This window comes from Streptomyces sp. NPDC055966 (assembly GCF_042269865.1).
In the GTDB taxonomy this organism is placed as follows: Bacteria; Actinomycetota; Actinomycetes; order Streptomycetales; family Streptomycetaceae; genus Streptomyces.
Genome location: NZ_JBHJYK010000001.1, coordinates 934223 through 954654 on the forward strand (window position 1 = coordinate 934223; position 20432 = coordinate 954654).

Here is a 20432-nt window from a genome sequence, read left to right on the forward strand (position 1 = left end):
CCCGTACAAGATCCCCACCAGCGAGTTACCGACCGGTATCAACCGAGCCCGCCGAACGGGGACCCCATGAACAAGGTCATGAGCCGTACCGTCCAGCCCCGCCCGCGCCACCGCCCGCCGACCCGCCACGACACCCGCCGCCCCGGCGGCGCCCCGCCCCGCAAGCCGCCGACGAGGAGCGCCCGCGACACACCGGCGCCTGCCAGGACGGCCGGCCCGCCCCTCAGGGCCCCGGAGACGGCCCAGCCCCCACAGCGCCCCACCGACGTCTTCGCGGACCGCCTGCTGGCCGTCCTGAGCGGTCAGCGCCCCGTCCACTGGATGCTCCGCCACACCGCCGGCCGCGCCTACGACGACCTGGCCCTCCTCGCCGAACGCGGCCCCCTGCGCACCCACGGCGCCCGCCCCGTCGTCCGGGACATCGGCTACTACGTCCCCTGCGACGGCGCCCTGGAGGTCTTCGCCCGCATCTCCGCCGGCAGCCGGCTCCGCGCGCTGGCCTTCCGCCTGGAACTGGGCCAGGACCTCCGCTGGCGCTGCACGGCGGTGGAAGCCGGAGCCCGCTCCCAGCCATCCCCGTAGCCCCCCACAACCACCGCCGAGGCCCGGCGAACCCCGCCACCGGCACCACGGCGAAGGGCCGGGCTCCCCCGAGGGAGCCCGGCCCTGCTCAGCCGCTCTGCGACCGCGCGCGCGTCACTTCTTGCGGCGCCGTCCGCCCTTGGCCTGGCGACGGCGCTCGGCACGCGTCAGGCCGTCCGACTCGGACCGCACCGGCTCGTCGTCCTCCAGGTCGCGCTCGACGACACCGCCCTCGCCGTCCACCGTCGGCGCGGAGAAGTGCAGATCCCGCCGCTGCGGCACGTCCAGACCCTTCGCGCGGATCTCGGGACGGGCCCCCGCCTGGGCCGGGACCGTGTCCTGGACGCCCTCGGCAACCGGCTCGGCGGCCTCGACGGGGACCTCCTCGACCTGCTGCTCGACCTGGACCTCCAGGTTGAACAGATAGCCGACGGACTCCTCCTTGATGCCCTCCATCATCGCGGTGAACATGTCGAAGCCCTCGCGCTGGTACTCGACCAGCGGGTCCTTCTGCGCCATCGCGCGCAGGCCGATGCCCTCCTGGAGGTAGTCCATCTCGTAGAGGTGCTCGCGCCACTTGCGGTCGAGGACCGACAGCACGACCCGGCGCTCCAGCTCCCGCATGATCTCGGAGCCGAGCTGGGCCTCCCGGGACTCGTACTGCTCGTGGATGTCCTCCTTGACGGACTCGGAGATGAACTCGGCCGTCAGACCGGCCCGGTCGCCGGCGGCCTCCTCCAGCTCGTCGATGTCGACCTTCACCGGGTAGAGCTGCTTGAAGGCACCCCACAGCCGGTCCAGGTCCCAGTCCTCCGGGAAGCCCTCGGCGGTCTCCGCGCTGACGTACGCGTCGATCGTGTCGTTCATGAAGTGCTGGACCTGCTCGTGCAGGTCCTCGCCCTCCAGCACGCGGCGGCGCTCGCCGTAGATGACCTCGCGCTGCCGGTTGAGCACCTCGTCGTACTTCAGGACGTTCTTACGGGTCTCGAAGTTCTGCTGCTCGACCTGCGACTGCGCGGACGCGATCGCGCGCGTGACCATCTTGTTCTCGATCGGCACGTCGTCCGGCACGTTCGCCATGGACATCACGCGCTCGACCATCTGGGCCTTGAACAGGCGCATCAGGTCGTCACCGAGGGAGAGGTAGAACCGGGACTCGCCCGGGTCGCCCTGACGGCCGGAACGACCGCGCAGCTGGTTGTCGATACGGCGCGACTCGTGCCGCTCGGTGCCGAGGACGTACAGCCCGCCGAGGTCCTCGACCTCGTCCTTCTCGGCCTTGACCGCCTGCTCGGCCTTCTCCAGGGCGGCGGGCAGCGCCTGCGCCCACTCCTCGATGTGCTCCTCGGGGTCGAGGCCGCGCTGGCGCAGCTCCGCCTCGGCGAGGTCCTCGGGGTTGCCGCCGAGCTTGATGTCCGTACCACGGCCGGCCATGTTGGTCGCCACGGTCACGGCGCCCTTGCGGCCGGCCTGCGCGACGATCGACGCCTCGCGCTCGTGCTGCTTGGCGTTGAGCACCTCGTGCTGGATGCCGCGCTTGGAGAGCTGCTGCGAGAGGTACTCCGACTTCTCGACGGAGGTCGTGCCGACGAGGATCGGCTGGCCCTTCTCGTGCTTCTCCGCGATGTCGTCGACGACCGCCTCGAACTTGGCGACCTCGGTGCGGTAGATCAGGTCCGACTGGTCCTTGCGGACCATCGGCCTGTTGGTCGGGATCGGGACCACGCCGAGCTTGTAGATCTGGTGGAACTCGGCGGCCTCGGTCATCGCCGTACCGGTCATGCCGGAGAGCTTCGAGTAGAGGCGGAAGAAGTTCTGGAGGGTGATCGTGGCGAGCGTCTGGTTCTCGTCCTTGATGTCCACCCCCTCCTTCGCCTCGATCGCCTGGTGCATGCCCTCGTTGTAGCGGCGGCCGGCGAGGATACGGCCCGTGTGCTCGTCGACGATCATGACCTCGCCGTCGATGACGACGTAGTCCTTGTCCTTCTTGAACAGTTCCTTCGCCTTGATGGCGTTGTTCAGGTAGCCCACCAGCGGGGTGTTCACCGACTCGTAGAGGTTGTCGATGCCCAGCCAGTCCTCGACCTTGCTGACGCCGTTCTCGTGGATGGCGACGGTGCGCTTCTTCTCGTCGACGTCGTAGTCGCCGGTCTCCTCGACGCCCTTGAGCGGGTTGCCGGCCTCGCCCTTCTTCAGGCGCGTGACGAGCTTGGCGAAGTCGCCGTACCACTTGGTGGCCTGGTCGGCCGGGCCGGAGATGATCAGCGGCGTACGGGCCTCGTCGACCAGGATGGAGTCGACCTCGTCGACGATGGCGAAGTTGTGGCCGCGCTGCACCAGCTCGTCCTTCGACCACGCCATGTTGTCGCGCAGGTAGTCGAAGCCGAACTCGTTGTTCGTGCCGTACGTGATGTCGCATTCGTACTGCTCGCGGCGCTGGGCCGGCGTCATGTTGGCGAGGATGCAACCGACGGTCAGGCCCAGGAACTTGTGGACGCGGCCCATCATCTCGGAGTCGCGCTCGGCCAGGTAGTCGTTGACCGTGATGAGGTGGACGCCGTCGCCGGACAGCGCGTTCAGATACGCGGGCAGCGTGCCGACGAGGGTCTTGCCCTCGCCGGTCTTCATCTCGGCCACGTAGCCGAGGTGGAGGGCGGCGCCACCCATCATCTGCACGTCGTAGTGCCGCTGGCCGAGCACGCGCTTGGCGGCCTCGCGGACGGTGGCGAACGCCTCGGGGAGCAGGTCGTCCAGGCTCTCACCGTCGGCGTACCGCTGCTTGTACTCCTCGGTGAGGGCCCGCAGCTCGGCGTCGGAGAGGTCGACGAAGTCCTCTTCGATGGAGTTGACCTGGTCCGCGATGCGGTGCAGCTTGCGCAGGATCTTGCCTTCGCCTGCACGCATGATCTTCGAGAGGACGGACACGGGGGTATGTCTCCTTGCCGGTCGGGCCTGGGACGGTCGGTTTCCATTGGACGTACTGAGCAACGGCCATCGTATGCGAGGACCCGGCTGGGCCGGGAGGCCTGGCGGCCCGACGGCTTGCCTCATCCAGGACAACGGACGGGGCACGGGGATAGTGCCGCATCGGAGCGAGGAATTGCGCGAAATGTGATCACGCGCTCACGCATAGCGAAAAACGATGGCCCGCGCGCGGGACGCCCAGCACAATCGGTCGATGGAACCCGTCACTCTCACCACGGACCGCCTGGTCCTGCGCACGGTCGGCCCGCACGACACCCAGGCGGTCTACGAGGCCGCGCAGGACCCCGGCATCCAGCGCTGGACCACCGTCCCCTCCCCCTACCTGCCCGAGCACGCGGGCAGTTTCACCCAGCAGCTGGTCCCCGAGGGCTGGGAGCAGGGTTCGATGTTCACCTTCGGCGTCTTCCTGCCGGGCGGGGAACTCGCCGGAATGCTCGGTCTCACCATGCGTTCGCTCGGCGTGGCGGAGGTCGGCTTCTGGGGAACGGCGGAGCACCGCGGGCGCGGCTACGTCACCGAGGCCACGCTCGCGGCCTGCCGGTGGATCTTCACCGCGGTCGGTGTCGACCGGGTCGAATGGCGCGCCGAGGTCGGCAACCACCCCTCCCGTGCGGTGGCCGAGCGCGCGGGCTTCACCATCGAGGGCACCCTGCGCTCCGCGGTGAACAACAAGGGGGTACGGCGGGACTGCTGGGTCGGCTCGCTGCTCCCCTCGGACCTGGGCCTGCCCTCCACGGCGCCGTACCTGCCGGCCCGCGGCTGAGCCGCCCGGGGCGAACGCCCAGCTCAGCACGGATTGTCAGTGGCAGCCTCTAGGGTCCGGGGCATGACGACCCTTCCGCGCCCGACCACCTCCCTCACCGCGGACGACGCCCGCCGCATCGCCCTGCGGGCCCAGGGCTTCCTCGGCGCGCCCGACCGGCGGGCCGGTGTCCGCGGGGTGCTGCGCCACCTCGGCGCGGTCCAGCTCGACACGATCTCGGTCCTGGCCCGCTCCCACGAACTCGTGCCCTACGCCCGCCTGGGTGCCGTCGGCCGCAAGACGGTCGAATCGGCCTACTGGCACGACACGCACGCCTTCGAGTACTGGTCGCACGCGGCGTGCATCCTCCCGGTCGAGGAGTGGCCGCACTTCGCCTTCCGCCGCCGCGCCTACCGTCATCGCCCGCACTGGAACCACGATCTGCCCGACGGCGCGTACGACCAGGTCATCAAGCAGCTGCGCGCGGAGGGCCCGCTGACCTCCACGGAGCTGGGCGGCGCGAAGAGGACGAACGAATGGTGGGACTGGTCGGGCACCAAGGTAGCCGTGGAGCGCGCGCTGATGTACGGCGAGGTGGTCTGCGTCCAGCGGCGCGGCTGGAAGCGGGTGTACGACCTCGCCGAGCGTGCGATCCCGGACATGCTGCTGCACGACGAGCTGGACGACACCGAGTGCCTGCGCCGCCTGGTCCGGCTGGCCGGCGAGTCCCTGGGCGTGGGCACGCGCGCGGACATCGCCGACTACCACCGTCTCAAGGGCGAGCAGGTCGACGCGGTGATCGCCGACTCGGGCCTGGTGCCGGTCGAGGTCGAGGGCTGGGGCAGGCCCGCCTGGGCCGACCCGGCGGCCCTCGCGACCCCGCCGCGCGGCCGGCACCGGACCACGCTGCTGTCGCCGTTCGACTCACTGATCTGGGAGCGGGCGCGCACGGAGCGGATCTTCGGCTTCACCCACCGCCTGGAGGCGTACGTCCCCAAGCCGAAGCGGGTCTACGGCTACTTCGCGATGCCGGTGCTGGCGGGCGGCCGGCTGGTCGGACGGGTGGATCCGGCCCGCGAGGGCCGCACGCTGGTGGCCAAGCAGGTCACTGTGGACGAGCTGAAGGCCGTCCCGGCGGTCGCACAGGCCCTGGTCGAGGCGGCGAGCTGGGTGGACTGCACGGACGTCCGCGTGGAGCGTGTGGCAACGCCGGAGCTGCGCGAGCCCCTGGTCAGGGAACTCGCCCGCGCCCTCGGCTGACCTCCGCCGGATCCGCCGCCGTCGTCCCCTACCGGATCTCGAGGATCTTCTCCCGCATCGCGTAGACCACCGCTTCCATCCTGGAGTGCAGCTGGAGCTTCTCCAGGATGTTGCGGACGTGGTTCTTCACGGTGTTCTCGGAGATGAACAGCTCTTTGGCGATGTCCCGGTTGTTCATCCCCGTCGCGACGAGCTTGAGGACCTCCAGCTCCCGGTCGGTCAGCCGTGGCGCGGGCACCAGCCGTCGCTCGTCGGTGCGCTGGATCATCGACTTGAACTCGGTGAGGAGCTTGGACGCCATGGACGGGCTGATCTGGGACTGCCCGTCGGCCACCGCGCGAATGGCGGTCGCCACCTCGTCGGTGGAGATCTCCTTGAGGAGGTATCCGGTCGCCCCCGCCTTGATCGCGTCGTAGAGGTCGGCCTCCTCGTCGCTGATCGTCAGCATGATGATCTTCGCGCTGGGGGCGACCTCCTTGATGGAGGTGCAGGCTTCGATTCCACCCCGCTTGGGCATGCGGACGTCCATCAGCACGATGTCGGGCAGCAGGTCGGCGGCCTTCTCCACGGCCTCGGCGCCGTCGCCGGCCTCGCCGATGACCTGGATGTCCTCCTCGGCCGCCAGCACGATCTCCAGGCCCCGCCGGAAGAGGGCGTGGTCGTCCACGACCAGGACCCTGATCGGCTCCCTGCGTGAGGAGCCCGCGTCCGGGCCCCTGCCGATGACACCGTCGTCGGCGTCTTCGTCCCGCATCGGTCCGAAGGTGTCCGCCATCGTTCCTCCCCCTGAAGGCTGTGGCCTGTTGTCCCGCGCCATCGCCAACCCAAGGCAACGGCCCACCGGTTGGGCCGGTTCGGCCATGATTTCATGCCCGGGCGACGCAGAGGTGACATGCGGGGCGTGAACTGGTCGCACACCGGTGCCCCTGGGGGCGCACACGCGCTGCCAGGGGCACCGGTTCCGCTTCTTCCGGGTGGATCAGCCGCCCAGCGTGCCCCCCGCCGCGGGGGCCTGCGCCTCAGCGACCATCTGGTCCTGGTCGAGATGGATCACGCCGTAGTCGTAGGCGTGGCGCCGGTAGACGACGCTCGGTTGCTTCGTCTCGGCGTCGACGAACAAGTAGAAGTCGTGCCCGACCAGCTCCATCTCGTAGAGGGCCTGGTCGAGGGTCATCGGTGAGGCGACGTGGGTCTTCTCGCGGACGATGAGGGGACCCTCACCCTTGACCTCCAGCGAGCCGATCTTCTTCGTCGGGACCCCGTCCATGTCTTCTTCGTGGACGGGCAGGCCGTTGCCGTTCAGCGTCGCCGCGCCGGGGACGTGGTCGGGAACCTCGGCCGCCGAGATCCGGCGGGCGCCGCGCCGCGAGAAACGCTTGTCGTGCTGCTTGCGCAGCCGGGCGTCCAGCTTCTCCGCCGCCAGGTCGAGTGCCGCGTACGGGTCGCTGGCCGCCGCTTCCGCCCGGATCACCGGACCGCGGGAGCGGAGGGTGATCTCCACCCGGTCACAGCGGTCGGCCTGTCGGGGGTTGGGCTCCTTGGACACCTCGACGTCGAGGCTGATCACCTTGCCGTCGAGCTTCTGGATCTTCTCCAGCTTCAGCTTCTCGGCCACGTGCTTGCGGAACCGCTCGGGCACCTCGGTCTTGCGGCCCTTGACGACGATGTCCACGCAGAACTCCGTTCCCGGATCGCTCCGCTCGGTCGGCGGAGCAACTCCCTTTTGCACCAGGTCCGGTGCTCACCGGACCTCGGACTCGGTGACTTCACCTCCTCCTCCCCCATGGGCGAGATCTCCACCCCATGGGCGCGGGTGATTGCGGAAAACCCGCGCCACGGCATTCGGATATGAGAGGTGTGGCCTGCGCCTTTCCTCACAACCGAACATATCTCGCCCGGACGGATGTCGTCACCCTCTACTGCGGCGTACCTCCGTTCAGGTGAAATTCCCCTCTCGCCACCTGCAACGATGCAGGTTGACGGTCAGTTCCTGTTTATTTCGAAAGAATCCCGAGGAGCGGCGACCACGGCCGCACGGAGCGCGTACCCGAGGGTGTTCGACGCCGTCTTTTCCGGTGCATCATGCACCCACTTCCCGTGGTCCGACCGCGCTCCGCTCTGTCGTTCTTCCCTTCCTTCCCGAGTTACGGCCGCGTACACGGAGGTTCTCACTCCGCGCCCCTCTTCTCGACTCGACAGGGCCGTATCCCGCAGTGCCCGCGCCGCCTCCGCGAGGCTGGCGCCGGTGGTGATCAGGTCGTCCACGAGCACGACCCGTCCCCCGTCCAGCAGCCGGCCGCCGCCCGCCGTCACCTCCAGCGCGCCGGAGAGGTTCTCCAGGCGCTGTCGCGCGTCGAGTGCGGCCTGGTCCGCCACCGGCCGGCGCTGGCGCAGTACGGCCGCCACCCGGGCCGGCGTCCCGGCACGCCGCAGCTCCCCGGCCGCCGCGAGCGCCATCCGTCGGACCGGATCGTGTCCGCGCGCCCGCACGGCCCACCGCGCGGAGGGCACGGGGACGAGCACCACCGTCCGCTCACCCGCAGCCCCGCCCGGCCGGCCGCCGGTGCCGGTGCCTCCGGCGTCCGGACAGTCGCGGGCACCGCCGCCGCTCCCGCCGAGCCCCGCCCGCACGACCCCCGCCAGAGCCCCGCCCAGCACTCCCGCAAGAGCCAGCGCGCCCCGCTCCTTGTGCGCCAACAGCAGTTCCCGCACCTCCTGCGCGTACGGAGCCGCCGCGTACACCACCGGCAGCCCGGTCGGCTCCGGCACCGGCCGCACCCGCCGCGGCGCGCGCCCGTCCAACACGGCCCGGCACCGCGGGCAGAGCACCGTACGTGGTGCTCCGCAGCCCGCGCAGTCGGCCGGCAGCACCAGGTCGGTGAGGTCCCGCCACCACCCCCGCATGCCCACCACTGTGCCAACGCCGCAGCCGCCCTGCCACCCCTGTGGACAACGCCCTGTGGACAACCCGGGGCAGCGCACAACGCCCATCACCCATACGAGTGAACAGGGAGATGACAGGGGTGCGGGACCAGCGGTGCGGGACAGAGGTGCGGAACGCCGCGCTCGGCGCGCCCGCGGCCGCGCCCGCCCCGCAGACGGCAGGGCCGTCAGCCCGGATAGACCGGTGCCGTTCCGTCCTTGTCCACCTTCTGCCACTGCGCTCCGGACGGCAGCCGTACGATCCCGTCGTCCTCGGAGTAGGCCACCAGCGGCACCCGCTCGTCCTCGGACGCGGCGATGGCCTTGACGCCGGTGAGCGCACCGGGCGTCGGACCGTCCAGCGTGGAGCCGTCGACCTGGACGTACCGCATCTGCAACACGCCGCCCTGCTCCCGGCCCACCGCGAGCAGCCTGCTGTCCCCGGCCCACGACATGGCGCTGACCTGCTCCAAGTCCGGCGCCGCCGAACGCAGTTCCACCACCGAGGTGCCCTGTCCGGTGCCGTCGTCGCGCTGGATCCGGCCGATGAGCAGGGACTGCTCGCCGTCCTTCTTCTCCACGACCAGTGCGATCCGTACCCCGTCGGCCGCCACCCGGGCGTCCTTGATCCGGCCGGACAGCTCCGGGACCGCGACCTCCTGCGGCTTGGCGGCGCCCTGCTCCACGACGTACAGGCGCGCGTGGTGCGGGTCCCGGTCGGCCACCCACAGATCGCCGCGGGCGTCCCAGCTCGGTGCCGTCAGCCGGTCGCCCTCGGTCGGGCCCGCGCTGGTCACCAGCGCGTTGCCGAGCGAACCGCCCGAGGCCAGCGACGTCACGTACAACGACTTCCCGGCGTCACCGACGCCGGCCGCACTGTGCTCGTCGCGCGAGACGGCAACCGACTCCAGGCCCTTGTCGCTCTCACCGAACACACCCGGCACCGGAAGCGCTCCGGTAGCCGTGCTCCCCGTCGGCATCCGCACCAACCGGTGCTTGCCGTCGAGGAAGTACAGGTACTCCGGGCTCTTGGCCGACCCGTGCCAGGCGGCTGACTCGGCGCGCTCCTCGCTCAGGTCGCACAGCCTGCGGTCGTCGGCGCCCTGCAGCTCGACCGACTCCAGCGTCGGCGCCAGGTTCCGCAGCGTGAACAGCACCTGCGTCGCCATCTCGGTGCACTTGCCCGGCGTGACCTGGGACGCCTTGAGGTTCAGCGGCACCGTCAGCTTGTTCTGGTCGTCGGGCGCCAGCCCCGACACGTCCTTCTGCAAGGCCGTACCGGTCGGGAACCCGGACCTGACGACCGGGCCGAGCCAGCTGGTCGGGCCGTTCAGCAGCGAGCGGACCATCTGCGTCATCGCGTCGACCTTGCTGCGCACGAACACCGGATCGGCCACCGCCACCGGCTGCCCGCTCGGCCCGCCCGTCGTGTCCGAGGCGAAGTAGTACTTGTCGACGGACGTGTAGTTGCGCTGGAAGTCCGACTTGCCCATCACGACGCCGTCGGGCAGCCCGTCGATGCGCCACTGTCCGGTCTTGGTGCTCCGCGTGAGGTGCACCTTCTTGCGGTAGGAGCCGTCGGTGGGCTCGTACGCCTGCTGCGCGTCCACGGTCGCGACCTGGGTGCCCGCGAGGACACAGGTGACGCTGTCGGTCGGCTCCTGGCCGGCGCCCGCGCGGCAGTCGGTCTCGATGCTCGGCCCGTTCGCGAGGACCGTGGTCGACCGCTCCGGGCGCCACCTGCGCGCCGCGTCGTCCGACAGATACTTGCGAGCCGTGTCGTACGAGGGATCGTCGCTGGTCAGCGCCTCCAGGAAGCCCTGCATGATCTCGGCCGGACCCGCGCCCTCGGCCGGCGGCATCGCGAACACCCGCACCCCGGTGTCCTGCCGGGGCGTGGACTCCACGTTCCGCAGGTCCCCGCTGTCGGGCATCGAGGCACAGCCCGCCAGCAGGACGACTCCCAGAGCGGCGTACGCCACCGCGCGCCCGGGTCTTTGCCGGGCGCCCCCCTTGCGGTCAGCGGCCACGAAATGCCTCCCCTGGCTGGGTCGAGTCCTCCGGTGCGGCCGCATCCGGCCGGGCCGCATCCGCGCTGGCTGCGGATCCCGCGGCGGGCCCCTCGTCCGGGCGCCGCGCACCGCCGCTGGGGCGGGGCACCACACGGGCACCGTTGCCGTTGCCGGGCAGGGCCGTCGGGCCGACGGCCGGGGTGGCCCCGGCCAGCCGCGGCGCGATCGGCGCGCGCGGCGGCAGCGCGGGTGCCTGGGCGCCGCCCTGCTGCACCGGAACCGTGGCCCGCTTCTCCCCGCCCCCGCCGGGCAGCCCGGCCTCGTCCAGGCCTCGGTTACGGCGTGAGTCCTTGGGCTCCAGCGGTATCGGCGAGCCCCGCAGCGGCTCGTCGGCGGTCCTCGGCAGCGTCAGCCGGAACTGCGAGCCGCCCCCCGGCTCGCCCCAGGCCTGCAGCCAGCCGCCGTGCAGCCTGGCGTCCTCCAGGGCGATCGACAGCCCGAGGCCCGTACCACCGGTGGTACGCGCGCGTGCCGGGTCCGCCCGCCAGAACCGGCTGAAGACACGCGTGGCCTCGCCCGGCTTGAGCCCGACGCCGTAGTCGCGCACCGCGACGGCGACCGCGCCGCCCGCCGAGGCGAGCTTGACGACGACGTCCCTGCCCTCGCCGTGCTCGACGGCGTTGACCACGAGGTTGCGCAGCACGCGCTCCACGCGGCGGGCGTCCGCCTCGGCGACCACGGGCTGCTGGTCGCCGAGCACGCGTATGTGCGTGCCCTTGCGCTCCGCGAGCGGCTCGGCACCGCTGACCACGCGCCGGACGACCTCTCTGAGATCTATCGGCTCGGCCTCCAGCGCCGCCGCGCCCGCGTCGAACCGGCTGATCTCCAGCAGATCCGCCAGCAGCGACTCGAACCGGTCCAGCTGGTCGGCGAGCAGCTCGGCCGACCGCGCGGTCACCGGGTCGAAATCCTCACGCGCCTCGTGGATGACGTCGGCCGCCATCCTGACGGTGGTCAGCGGTGTGCGCAGCTCGTGCGAGACGTCCGACACGAACCGACGCTGCATCCGCGACAGGTCCTCCAGCTGCTGGATCTTCACCTGGAGGTTCTGCGCCATCTTGTTGAAGGCCTCGCCGAGGCGCGCGATGTCGTCCTCGCCGGTGACCTTCATCCGCTCCTGCAACCGCCCGGCGGACAGCCGCTCGGCGATCCCGGCCGCCATCCGCACCGGCGTGACGACCTGCCGCACCACCAGCCAGGCGATGGCCCCGAGCAGCACGACGACGAACAGCCCGGCGGTCGCGAGCGTGCCCTTGACCAGGCTGAGGGACTTCTCCTCCTGCGTGAGCGGGAAGAGGTAGTACAGCTCGTACGGCCGCCCGTTGGGGTCGTTGACCTGCTTGCCGATGACCAGCGCCGGCTGCGAGTCCTTGCCGTTGGAGTAGACGATGCGCGTGTAGCTCTGGGCGGCCGTCGTCCCGCTGTTGACCCGCTCGCGCAGGTCCGCGGGCACGCTGGAGGTCGGGTTGACGTTCCCGGAACCGCGCGGGCTGCGTCCACCGCCGCTGTCGTCACCGACGGGCAGCGTCACCACGTCGAAGGCGCCCGCGCCACCGCTGGACAGCGACTCCACGAGGTCGCTCATCCACTGGATGACGTTCTGCGACTGCCGCCCGTCCGCGGTCGAGGTGCCGTCGCCCGTGGCGGGGGCCGCGTTCGTCCCCGTGGCGGTCCCGCTCGCCGCCTCGTCCGCCTTCTGCTTGGCCACCGCGAACCCGCCGGTGGCCTGGCTCTGCGAGGCCTTCACCTTCGCGTCCAGCAGGCCGTTGCGCACCTGCCCGATCACGACGAAGCCCAGCAGCAGGACGACGCCCAGCGACATCAGCAGGGTCGTGGCGACGACCCTGAGCTGGATGTTGCGCCGCCACAGCCGCATCACCGGCAGCAGCGGACGGCGCACCCAGCGCAGGAACAGCCGCAGGACCGGACTGCCCTGGACCCCGCCCTGGAGCAGCCCGCCCTCGAAGAGCCGCCCGAACCGCGCACCCGCGCTCCGGCCGACAGGCCGCCCCTGACGGGCCCCGGACCGGCCGGGAGCCGAAGCGGCGCTGTCCCCGGACATGTCAGCTCGGTCCGGCCTTGTAACCGACACCACGGACGGTCACCACGATCTCCGGCCGCTCCGGGTCCTTCTCGACCTTGGATCGCAGCCGCTGGACATGCACGTTGACCAGCCGTGTGTCGGCGGCGTGCCGGTACCCCCACACCTGCTCGAGCAGCACCTCGCGCGTGAACACCTGCCACGGCTTGCGCGCGAGCGCGACCAGCAGGTCGAACTCCAGCGGGGTCAGCGCGATCGACTGCCCGTCACGCTTCACCGAGTGCCCGGCCACGTCGATGACCAGGTCACCGATGGTCAGCTGCTCCGGCGCCGGCTCCTCCGACCTCCGCAGCCGCGCCCGGATCCGGGCCACCAGCTCCTTCGGCTTGAACGGCTTGACGATGTAGTCATCGGCGCCCGACTCCAGGCCCACGACGACATCGACGGTGTCGCTCTTCGCCGTGAGCATCACGATCGGCACCCCGGACTCCGCCCGGATCAGCCTGCACACCTCGATGCCGTCCCGTCCGGGCAGCATCAGGTCGAGCAGCACCAGATCGGGCTTGGTCTCGCGGAAAGCGGCCAGCGCCTTGTCGCCGTCGGCTACGAAAGACGGCTCAAAACCTTCACCACGCAGCACGATGCCGAGCATCTCGGCCAGTGCGGTGTCGTCGTCGACGACAAGGACTCGTCCCTTCATAAACGACATCATCCCATTAGCTAATCGTTACCTGGCGTGACCTCGCACACAGCTCCGCAAGAGCCTCGGCGGTCACGGGCGAAACGGCTCCCCCCTCGGTGACGATGGCCGTCACCAGCTCGGGCGGCGTCACGTCGAACGCCGGGTTGTACGCCTGGGTCCCCAGGGGTGCCACCGGAATCCCGCCTCCCGCTCCCGTCACCGGCACCTGGGGTGCTGTGATCTCCGTCACCTCAAAGCCGGGGCGCTGCTCGACCTCGATGGACGCCCCGTCGGGAGTGTCCGGATCGATCGTCGTCACCGGCGCCACCACGATGAACGGCACATGGTGGTACCGCGCCAGCACAGCGAGCGGATAGCTCCCCACCTTGTTCGCCACCGAACCGTCGGCCGCGATGCGGTCCGCCCCGATCAGCACCGCGTCCACCTCACCCGCCGCGAACAGGGAACCCGCCGCGTTGTCGGTGAGCAAGGTGTACGCCATGCCACTGCGTGCCGCTTCGTACGCCGTCAGGCGAGCACCTTGCAGCAACGGACGCGTTTCGTCCACCCACAACCGCCGCAACCGCCCCTCACGGTGCGCTTGGAGGGCCACCGCGAAGGCCGTGCCCTCCCCGCCCGACACCAGCGAACCGGTGTTGCAATGGGTGAGAATCCGGTGCCCACCGCCGGACAGCAACTCGTCCAGCAGCGCCAGACCGTGCGCCGCCATCCGGGCGCTGGCCTCGGCATCCTCGCGGTGCAGCGTCCGCGCGGCGGCCAGCGCCGCGGCTGCCGCCGCTTCGGGATCGCCGCTCTTCGCCAGCGCCGCCCGGTGCGCCGCCTCGGCCCGGCGCACCCCGACGGACAGATTCACCGCGGTGGGCCGGGCGCCCTCCAGCGCCCGCGCCGCCTCGGCCACGTCGAAGCCCCGTGCGGCGGCGAGCGCGACGCCGTACGCCCCGGCGATCCCGAGCAGCGGCGCCCCGCGCACGGCGAGCGAACGGATCGCCTCCACCAGCGCCGGCGCGTCCGTGCACACCAGCTCGACCTCCTCCGCCGGAAGCCGCGTCTGATCGAGAAGGACCAGCACAGGACCTTCGGGTGGTTCCTCCCATCGGACCACAGGTATCTCGGTCGACCGCTTGTCCCCGTCGCTTCGCGCCTGCTGATCAGCCATGTGATCAGTCTGCCCCGGATCCCGCGGACAATTGAAGGAGTCCGGCGCCCACCGCGGCAGGTCCGGGGACAACCACCCCATGGCACGATGGCTGCCAACCTGCCGCCGCGACAGCGGACCGGCACCGAGAAGGAGCTTCGATGACAGACACTCCGGGCTGGGCCTCGCCCGGATCCGCCCCGTCGTCCGAGGGTCGGGAACCCGGCGTGTCCGGCCCCGCCGAGCCCGCCGACCGCCCCGCCGATGCCGAGCCCGCGCCGCAGCCGGTCACCGACGCGCAGGGCCCAGGCGCGAAGTGGTCCAAGGAACAGCCGCCGCCCGGCCAGTGGTCCGCCCCCACCGGTGCCCCCGGCCCGCACCAGGCCCCGCCGCCCCCACCGCCCGGCCCGGGCTGGGGCGGACAGCAGCCCGGCACACCGGGCCCCGGCGGCTACGGCGGTGGCTACGCGGGCCCGCCCACCGGCTACGGCGCCCCCGGCGGCTACGGAGCCTGGGGCGGCGGCTGGGGCGGCCCCCCGCCCGCGGCCAAGCCCGGTGTCATCCCGCTCCGCCCGCTCGGCGTCGGCGAGATCCTCGACGGCGCCGTCTCCACCATGCGCACCTACTGGCGCACGGTGCTCGGCATCTCGCTGACCGTCGCCCTGGTCATGAACGTCAGCATGGTCCTCCTTCAGGGCTTCGTGCTGAACGACGTCCAGACCACGGTCAGCGACCCCAACGCCACCCCCTCCGAAGCACTCCACGCCCTGCGCGACACCATGATCGGCACCGGCGTCCTCTCGGTGATCCGCACGGCCGCCATGCTCATCGCGACCGCCCTGCTCACCACCATCACCAGCCGGGCCGTCCTCGGCCGGCCGGTCACCACCCGCGAGAGCTGGCGCGACGCCCGGCCGCAGATCCTGAAACTGCTCGGGCTGCTCATCCTGCTGGCCCTGATCTTCGTCGGCGCGATCTTCGCCGGGGCACTGCCCGGCCTGCTCGTCCTGATCGCCGGCGGCGGCGACAACGCCGGAGCGGCACTGCTCGCCCTGGGCTTCCTCGGCGGCACCGTCATCGGCGTGTGGCTGCTGATCCGCTACTACCTCGCCGCCCCCGCCCTGATGCTGGAGCGGCAGGGCGTCGTGAAGTCCCTGAAGCGCTCGGCGAAGCTCGTGCGCGGCTCCTGGTGGCGCATCTTCGGCATCATGCTGCTCACCCTCCTCATCACCCTCATCGTCTCGGCCGTCGTGACCATCCCCTTCACCCTCATCGGGGCCGCCGCGAGCGGTGACGGCATGAACGACCTGCTCGGCGCCAACGGCGGGCACATCGGCTGGACCACCCTGATCGTCCAAGGAATCGGCGCGCTGGTCGGCGCCACGCTCACCCTCCCCATCAGCGCCGGCGTCACCGTGCTCCTCTACATCGACCAGCGCATCCGCCGCGAGGCCCTCGACCTCGAACTGGCCCGCGCCGCCGGTGTCCAGGGCTACGGCACCGGCACCCCCGGTCCCGTCCCGGGGAGCTGATGCGGTGAGTCTCACGGGGGGAGTTCTCACGGCGGCGGCCCCGGCCGGCGTCGGCAACACGGTCGTACGCGGCCTGCTGCGCGCGTCGGACACGGCCGTCCGCGCAGCAGGCGGCTCGGGCGGCAAACCGCCGGTGACCCTCTCACGCGACCCCGCGCGAGAGGCGGCTCGGCGCGAACTGTCCAAGCGCATGTACCACGAGAACGAACCCGGCCTGTTCCAGCGCGCCCTGAACGCGTTCTGGGACTGGCTCGACCGGCTGCTCGGCTCGGCCGCCTCCGCGACACCCGGCGGCACGCTCGGCCTGGTCGTCGTGATCCTGTTCATCGTCGCCGTCCTGGCCGCCCTGTGGTGGCGCCTGGGCACCCCGCGCCGCCAACCCGCCTCCACCGCCGTCCTGTTCGACGACCGCCCCCGCAGCGCCGCCGAACACCGCGCGGCCGGCGAGGCACACGCGGCCCAGGGCCACTGGAACCAGGCCGTCCAGGAACGCATGCGGGCCATCGTCCGCTCCCTGGAGGAGCGGGCCCTGCTCGACGTCCGCCCCGGCCGCACCGCCGACGAAGCGGCCACCGAAGCCGGCCGCACACTCCCGGCACACACGGACCGACTCGCCTCCGCGGCACGGGAGTTCGACGACATCACATACGGCGGGCGCAGCGCGAACGAGCAGTCGTACCAACGCATCGCCGAACTCGACCGCGACCTGGAACGCACCAGGCCCGCCCTCGCCCACAGCGCCGTGAGCACAGCCCACAACGCCCGCCAAGGGGCGGCCCGGTGACCGCCGAGGCCTCCGCGCCGACCACCTCCACAGCGCCCACCGCCCGCCAGGTGTGGACCCGCGCGCGAGGCATCACGCTCGCCGTCGTCCTGCTCCTCGCGGCGGCCATCGCCATGGCCGCCGTACGCTCCACCGCCCGGCACGGCGAACTGGACCCGCGCTCCGCCGACCCCTACGGCAGCCGCGCCGTCGCCCAACTCCTCGCCGACCGCGGCATTTCCACCCGCGTGGTCACCACCCTCGGCCAGGCGCGAGCCGCCACCGGCCCGGACACCACCCTCCTGGTCGCCGTACCCGACCTGCTGACGACCCGCCAACAGGAGCAGTTGCACCAGGCGACCGCGACCTCCGGCGGACGCGCCGTCCTGGTCGCAGCCGGCAGCTGGTCCATCGAGCGGCTCGCCCCCGGGGTCACCGCGGACCCCACCACCAGCAGCCGTGACACTCTCGCCCCCGGCTGCGCCCTCCCAGAGGCCCGGCGCGCGGGCAGCGCGGACACCGGCGGCATCCGCTACACCACCACCCGCCTCGACGCCGAACGCTGCTACCCCAGCGCACGCCTCGCCACCCTGCTGCGCATCCCCGCGGCATCCGGGACGGGCGACACCGTCGTGCTCGGCGCCCCCGACATCCTCTACAACGACCGCCTCGACAAGCAGGGCAACGCCTCGCTCGCCCTCCAACTCCTCGGCTCCCGCCCCCATCTGGTCTGGTACCTCCCCTCGCTCGCCGACACCTCGGCCGCCCACGACGGCGACCAGAAGAACTTCCTCGACCTGCTCCCCTCGGGCTGGCTCTGGGGCACGCTCCAGCTCTTCGTCGCAGCCGCTCTCGCCGCCTTGTGGCGGGCACGCCGCTTCGGCCCCCTCGTGCCCGAAAGACTCCCCGTCGCGATCCGCGCCTCCGAAACAGCCGAAGGCCGCGCCCGCCTCTACCGCAAAGCCGACGCCCGCGACCGCGCGGCCGCCGCTCTTCGCTCCGCCACCCGCACCCGGCTCGCCCCCCTCGTCGGCGTCCCCGTCGCCCAGGCGCACGCGCCCGAGGCCCTGCTACCCGCCCTGGCCGCCCACCGCTCCGGCGACGGACAGACCCTGCACCCCCTCCTCTTCGGACCGCCGCCCCGCGACGACGCGGCCCTCATCGCACTGACCGACCAACTCGACGCCCTCGAAAGAGAGGTACGCCATTCATGATGGACCCGACCACTGACAACGCCGGAACCACCGGGGACGCGGGCACCGCCCGGGCCTCTCTGGAAGCCCTGCGCGCCGAGATCGCCAAAGCCGTGGTCGGCCAGGACCCCGCCGTGACCGGCCTCGTCGTCGCCCTCCTCTGCCGCGGACACGTCCTCCTCGAAGGAGTCCCCGGAGTCGCCAAGACGCTCCTCGTCCGCACCCTCGCCTCGGCCCTCGAACTCGACACCAAACGCGTCCAGTTCACCCCCGACCTGATGCCGAGCGACGTCACCGGCTCCCTCGTCTACGACACCCGCACCGCCGAGTTCTCCTTCCAGGAAGGCCCGGTCTTCACCAACCTCCTCCTCGCGGACGAGATCAACCGCACCCCGCCCAAGACCCAGTCCTCCCTCCTCGAAGCCATGGAGGAACGCCAGGTCACGGTCGACGGCACCCCACGCCCGCTCCCCGACCCCTTCCTGGTCGCCGCGACGCAGAACCCCGTCGAATACGAGGGCACCTATCCCCTCCCGGAAGCCCAACTCGACCGCTTCCTGCTCAAACTGACGATCCCTCTGCCCTCCCGCCAGGACGAGATCGACGTCCTCACCCGCCACGCCTCCGGCTTCAACCCGCGCGACCTGCGCGCCGCCGGCGTACGCCCCGTCGCCGGCCCCGCCGACCTCGACGCGGCCCGCGCAGCCGTCGCCAAGACGACCGTCTCCCCCGAGATCGCCGCCTACGTCGTGGACATCTGCCGCGCCACCCGCGAGTCGCCCTCGCTCACCCTCGGCGTCTCCCCGCGCGGGGCCACGGCCCTCCTCGCCACCTCGCGCGCCTGGGCGTGGCTCACCGGCCGCGACTACGTCATCCCCGACGACGTCAAGGCGCTCGCCCTGCCCACTCTGCGCCACCGTGTCCAACTGCGCCCCGAGGCCGAGATGGAGGGCGTTACCGCCGACTCCGTCATCAACGCCGTCCTCGCCCACGTCCCGGTCCCCCGCTGATGGCACTCACCGGACGCGCCGCCCTGCTCGCGGCCCTCGGCTCGATCCCCGTCGGCGTCCTGGAACCCGGCTGGACAGGCCTCCTCGCGGTCAACGGCCCCCTGGCACTGGCCTGCGCCTGCGACTTCGCTCTCGCCGCCCCCGTACGACGTCTCGCCCTGACCCGCTCCGGCGACACCTCCACGCGCCTCGGCGAGACCGCCGACGTCACGCTCACACTCGCCAACCCGTCCCGCCGCCCCCTGCGGGCACAGCTACGGGACGCCTGGCCACCGAGCAGCTGGCAGCCCGGCACCGAGATCGAGGCCTCCCGCCACCGCCTGACCGTCCCCCCGGGTGAGCGCAGGCGCGTGACGACCCGACTGCGCCCCACACGCCGCGGCGACCGACGGGCCGACCGCGTCACGATCCGCTCCTACGGCCCACTCGGCCTGTTCTCCCGCCAGGGCACGCACATGCTGCCCTGGACTGTACGGGTTCTGCCCCCGTTCACCAGCCGAAAGCATCTCCCGTCGAAACTCGCCCGATTGCGTGAACTGGACGGCCGCACCAGCGTGCTGACACGCGGCGAGGGAACCGAGTTCGACAGCCTGCGCGAGTACGTTCCCGGCGACGACACCCGCTCGATCGACTGGCGAGCCACCGCCCGGCAGTCCGCCGTCGCCGTCCGCACCTGGCGCCCGGAACGCGACCGGCACATCCTGCTGGTTCTGGACACCGGCCGCACCTCCGCCGGCCGCGTGGGCGACGCCCCGCGCCTCGACGCCTCCATGGACGCGGCCCTGCTCCTCGCCGCGCTAGCCTCCCGGGCCGGCGACCGTGTGGCGCTCCTGGCGTACGACCGCCGGGTACGCGCCCTCGTCCAGGGCCGCTCCGCAGGGGACGTCCTGCCGTCCCTGGTCCACGCGATGGCCTCGCTCGAACCGGAACTCGTCGAAACGGACGCACGCGGCCTCACCGCCACGGCACTCCGTACGGCGCCACGCCGGTCCTTGATCGTCCTGCTCACCGCACTCGACTCCGCTCCGATGGAACAGGGCCTTCTCCCACTGCTCCCGCAGCTCACGCAACGGCACACGGTTCTGGTCGCCTCGGTGGCGGACCCGCACATCGCGCGCATGGGCAAGGCCCGGGGCAACGCAGAGGCGGTGTACGAGGCCGCGGCGGCGGCTCAGGCACAGAGCGAGCGTCGGAACACCGCAGAACAGCTCCGTCGTCATGGGGTGACGGTGGTGGACGCGACCCCCGAAGACCTGGCGCCGACGCTGGCGGACGCGTATCTCGCTCTGAAAGCGGCGGGCCGGCTCTGAGAGGAGCCCGCCCCGCCGTTCTTCGGGAACAAAAGTAGGTGAAACGCAGAAAGGCCCACGCCTGATGGCGTGGGCCTTTCCCAAAATTTGTTCGGCGGCGTCCTACTCTCCCACAGGGTCCCCCCTGCAGTACCATCGGCGCTGTGAGGCTTAGCTTCCGGGTTCGGAATGTAACCGGGCGT

General features: G+C 71.6%; 16 protein-coding genes and 1 rRNA gene. 8 read left to right on the plus strand and 9 right to left on the minus strand.

Translation table 11 applies throughout. The features are described from left to right. Positions 1-66: 66 nt before the first annotated feature. Positions 67-582 (plus strand): Rv3235 family protein, encoded by a 516-nt coding sequence (locus tag ACFC8N_RS04325; protein WP_362823380.1) that lies wholly within the window; start codon positions 67-69, stop codon positions 580-582. A gap of 114 nt (positions 583-696) precedes the next feature. Here the strand turns inward: ACFC8N_RS04325 and secA are convergent, their stop codons facing one another. Continuing rightward, on the minus strand, positions 697-3507 hold the full coding sequence (secA, locus tag ACFC8N_RS04330) for a preprotein translocase subunit SecA (protein ID WP_362823379.1): 2811 nt from the start codon (positions 3505-3507) through the stop codon (positions 697-699). Positions 3508-3760: 253 nt separating this feature from the next. On the opposite strand from secA, the gene ACFC8N_RS04335 reads away from it, so the two are divergent. After that, on the plus strand, positions 3761-4330 hold the full coding sequence (locus tag ACFC8N_RS04335; RefSeq protein ID WP_356031720.1) for a GNAT family protein: 570 nt from the start codon (positions 3761-3763) through the stop codon (positions 4328-4330). Between the two features lie 63 nt (positions 4331-4393). Next, positions 4394-5569: a winged helix-turn-helix domain-containing protein gene (locus tag ACFC8N_RS04340; RefSeq protein WP_376286204.1), complete on the plus strand. Its 1176-nt coding sequence runs from the start codon at positions 4394-4396 to the stop codon at positions 5567-5569. A 28-nt stretch (positions 5570-5597) separates the two neighbouring features. Here the strand turns inward: ACFC8N_RS04340 and ACFC8N_RS04345 are convergent, their stop codons facing one another. From ACFC8N_RS04345 to mtnA, 7 genes are all read right to left on the minus strand, one after another. Continuing rightward, positions 5598-6344: a response regulator transcription factor gene (locus tag ACFC8N_RS04345; RefSeq protein WP_356031725.1), complete on the minus strand. Its 747-nt coding sequence runs from the start codon at positions 6342-6344 to the stop codon at positions 5598-5600. Positions 6345-6548: 204 nt separating this feature from the next. Beyond that, positions 6549-7241: a ribosome hibernation-promoting factor, HPF/YfiA family gene (hpf, locus tag ACFC8N_RS04350; protein ID WP_356031727.1), complete on the minus strand. Its 693-nt coding sequence runs from the start codon at positions 7239-7241 to the stop codon at positions 6549-6551. 311 nt (positions 7242-7552) lie between these two features. Further along, positions 7553-8473, minus strand: coding sequence for a ComF family protein (locus ACFC8N_RS04355; RefSeq protein WP_376286209.1), 921 nt, complete (start codon positions 8471-8473; stop codon positions 7553-7555). A 206-nt stretch (positions 8474-8679) separates the two neighbouring features. Next, the gene (locus ACFC8N_RS04360; protein WP_356031731.1) at positions 8680-10521 is read right to left on the minus strand and encodes an LpqB family beta-propeller domain-containing protein; all 1842 of its coding nucleotides are present in this window, start codon (positions 10519-10521) and stop codon (positions 8680-8682) included. Then, complete coding sequence (gene mtrB, locus ACFC8N_RS04365) at positions 10511-12625, minus strand: MtrAB system histidine kinase MtrB (protein ID WP_356031733.1); 2115 nt, start codon at positions 12623-12625, stop codon at positions 10511-10513. The genes ACFC8N_RS04360 and mtrB overlap by 11 nt, the downstream gene beginning before the upstream one ends. 1 nt (position 12626) lies before the next feature. Continuing rightward, positions 12627-13316 (minus strand): two-component system response regulator MtrA, encoded by a 690-nt coding sequence (mtrA, locus tag ACFC8N_RS04370; RefSeq protein WP_191870552.1) that lies wholly within the window; start codon positions 13314-13316, stop codon positions 12627-12629. A 4-nt stretch (positions 13317-13320) separates the two neighbouring features. Then, complete coding sequence (gene mtnA / locus ACFC8N_RS04375; protein WP_356031736.1) at positions 13321-14463, minus strand: S-methyl-5-thioribose-1-phosphate isomerase; 1143 nt, start codon at positions 14461-14463, stop codon at positions 13321-13323. A 140-nt stretch (positions 14464-14603) separates the two neighbouring features. Here mtnA and ACFC8N_RS04380 point away from each other — a divergent pair, with 140 nt between their 5' ends. The 5 genes from ACFC8N_RS04380 to ACFC8N_RS04400 are packed head-to-tail and all read left to right on the plus strand — an operon-like array spanning position 14604 to position 20250. Beyond that, positions 14604-15974, plus strand: coding sequence for a glycerophosphoryl diester phosphodiesterase membrane domain-containing protein (locus tag ACFC8N_RS04380; RefSeq protein WP_356031739.1), 1371 nt, complete (start codon positions 14604-14606; stop codon positions 15972-15974). A gap of 4 nt (positions 15975-15978) precedes the next feature. After that, complete coding sequence (locus ACFC8N_RS04385; protein WP_362823375.1) at positions 15979-16758, plus strand: DUF4129 domain-containing protein; 780 nt, start codon at positions 15979-15981, stop codon at positions 16756-16758. Then, positions 16755-17951: a DUF4350 domain-containing protein gene (locus ACFC8N_RS04390; RefSeq protein WP_376286216.1), complete on the plus strand. Its 1197-nt coding sequence runs from the start codon at positions 16755-16757 to the stop codon at positions 17949-17951. Before ACFC8N_RS04385 ends, ACFC8N_RS04390 begins: the two co-directional genes overlap by 4 nt. Continuing rightward, complete coding sequence (locus ACFC8N_RS04395; protein WP_356031762.1) at positions 17951-18940, plus strand: MoxR family ATPase; 990 nt, start codon at positions 17951-17953, stop codon at positions 18938-18940. Before ACFC8N_RS04390 ends, ACFC8N_RS04395 begins: the two co-directional genes overlap by 1 nt. Further along, positions 18940-20250, plus strand: coding sequence for a DUF58 domain-containing protein (locus ACFC8N_RS04400; RefSeq protein ID WP_356031745.1), 1311 nt, complete (start codon positions 18940-18942; stop codon positions 20248-20250). Before ACFC8N_RS04395 ends, ACFC8N_RS04400 begins: the two co-directional genes overlap by 1 nt. An 89-nt stretch (positions 20251-20339) precedes the next feature. Here ACFC8N_RS04400 and rrf read toward each other — a convergent pair. Then, positions 20340-20432: ribosomal RNA gene (gene rrf / locus ACFC8N_RS04405) — 5S ribosomal RNA — on the minus strand; the annotation flags it as partial.

Bases quoted from the DNA above. Each gene is read 5' to 3' on its own strand.
- ACFC8N_RS04325 (WP_362823380.1), top strand. From the start codon at position 67: ATGAACAAGGTCATGAGCCGTACCGTCCAGCCCCGCCCGCGCCACCGC.
- ACFC8N_RS04335 (WP_356031720.1), top strand. From the start codon at position 3,761: ATGGAACCCGTCACTCTCACCACGGACCGCCTGGTCCTGCGCACGGTC.
- ACFC8N_RS04340 (WP_376286204.1), top strand. From the start codon at position 4,394: ATGACGACCCTTCCGCGCCCGACCACCTCCCTCACCGCGGACGACGCC.
- ACFC8N_RS04345 (WP_356031725.1), bottom strand. From the start codon at position 6,344: ATGGCGGACACCTTCGGACCGATGCGGGACGAAGACGCCGACGACGGT.
- ACFC8N_RS04355 (WP_376286209.1), bottom strand. From the start codon at position 8,473: ATGCGGGGGTGGTGGCGGGACCTCACCGACCTGGTGCTGCCGGCCGAC.
- mtrB (WP_356031733.1), bottom strand. From the start codon at position 12,625: ATGTCCGGGGACAGCGCCGCTTCGGCTCCCGGCCGGTCCGGGGCCCGT.
- mtrA (WP_191870552.1), bottom strand. From the start codon at position 13,316: ATGATGTCGTTTATGAAGGGACGAGTCCTTGTCGTCGACGACGACACC.
- mtnA (WP_356031736.1), bottom strand. From the start codon at position 14,463: ATGGCTGATCAGCAGGCGCGAAGCGACGGGGACAAGCGGTCGACCGAG.
- ACFC8N_RS04380 (WP_356031739.1), top strand. From the start codon at position 14,604: ATGACAGACACTCCGGGCTGGGCCTCGCCCGGATCCGCCCCGTCGTCC.
- ACFC8N_RS04395 (WP_356031762.1), top strand. From the start codon at position 17,951: ATGGACCCGACCACTGACAACGCCGGAACCACCGGGGACGCGGGCACC.
- ACFC8N_RS04400 (WP_356031745.1), top strand. From the start codon at position 18,940: ATGGCACTCACCGGACGCGCCGCCCTGCTCGCGGCCCTCGGCTCGATC.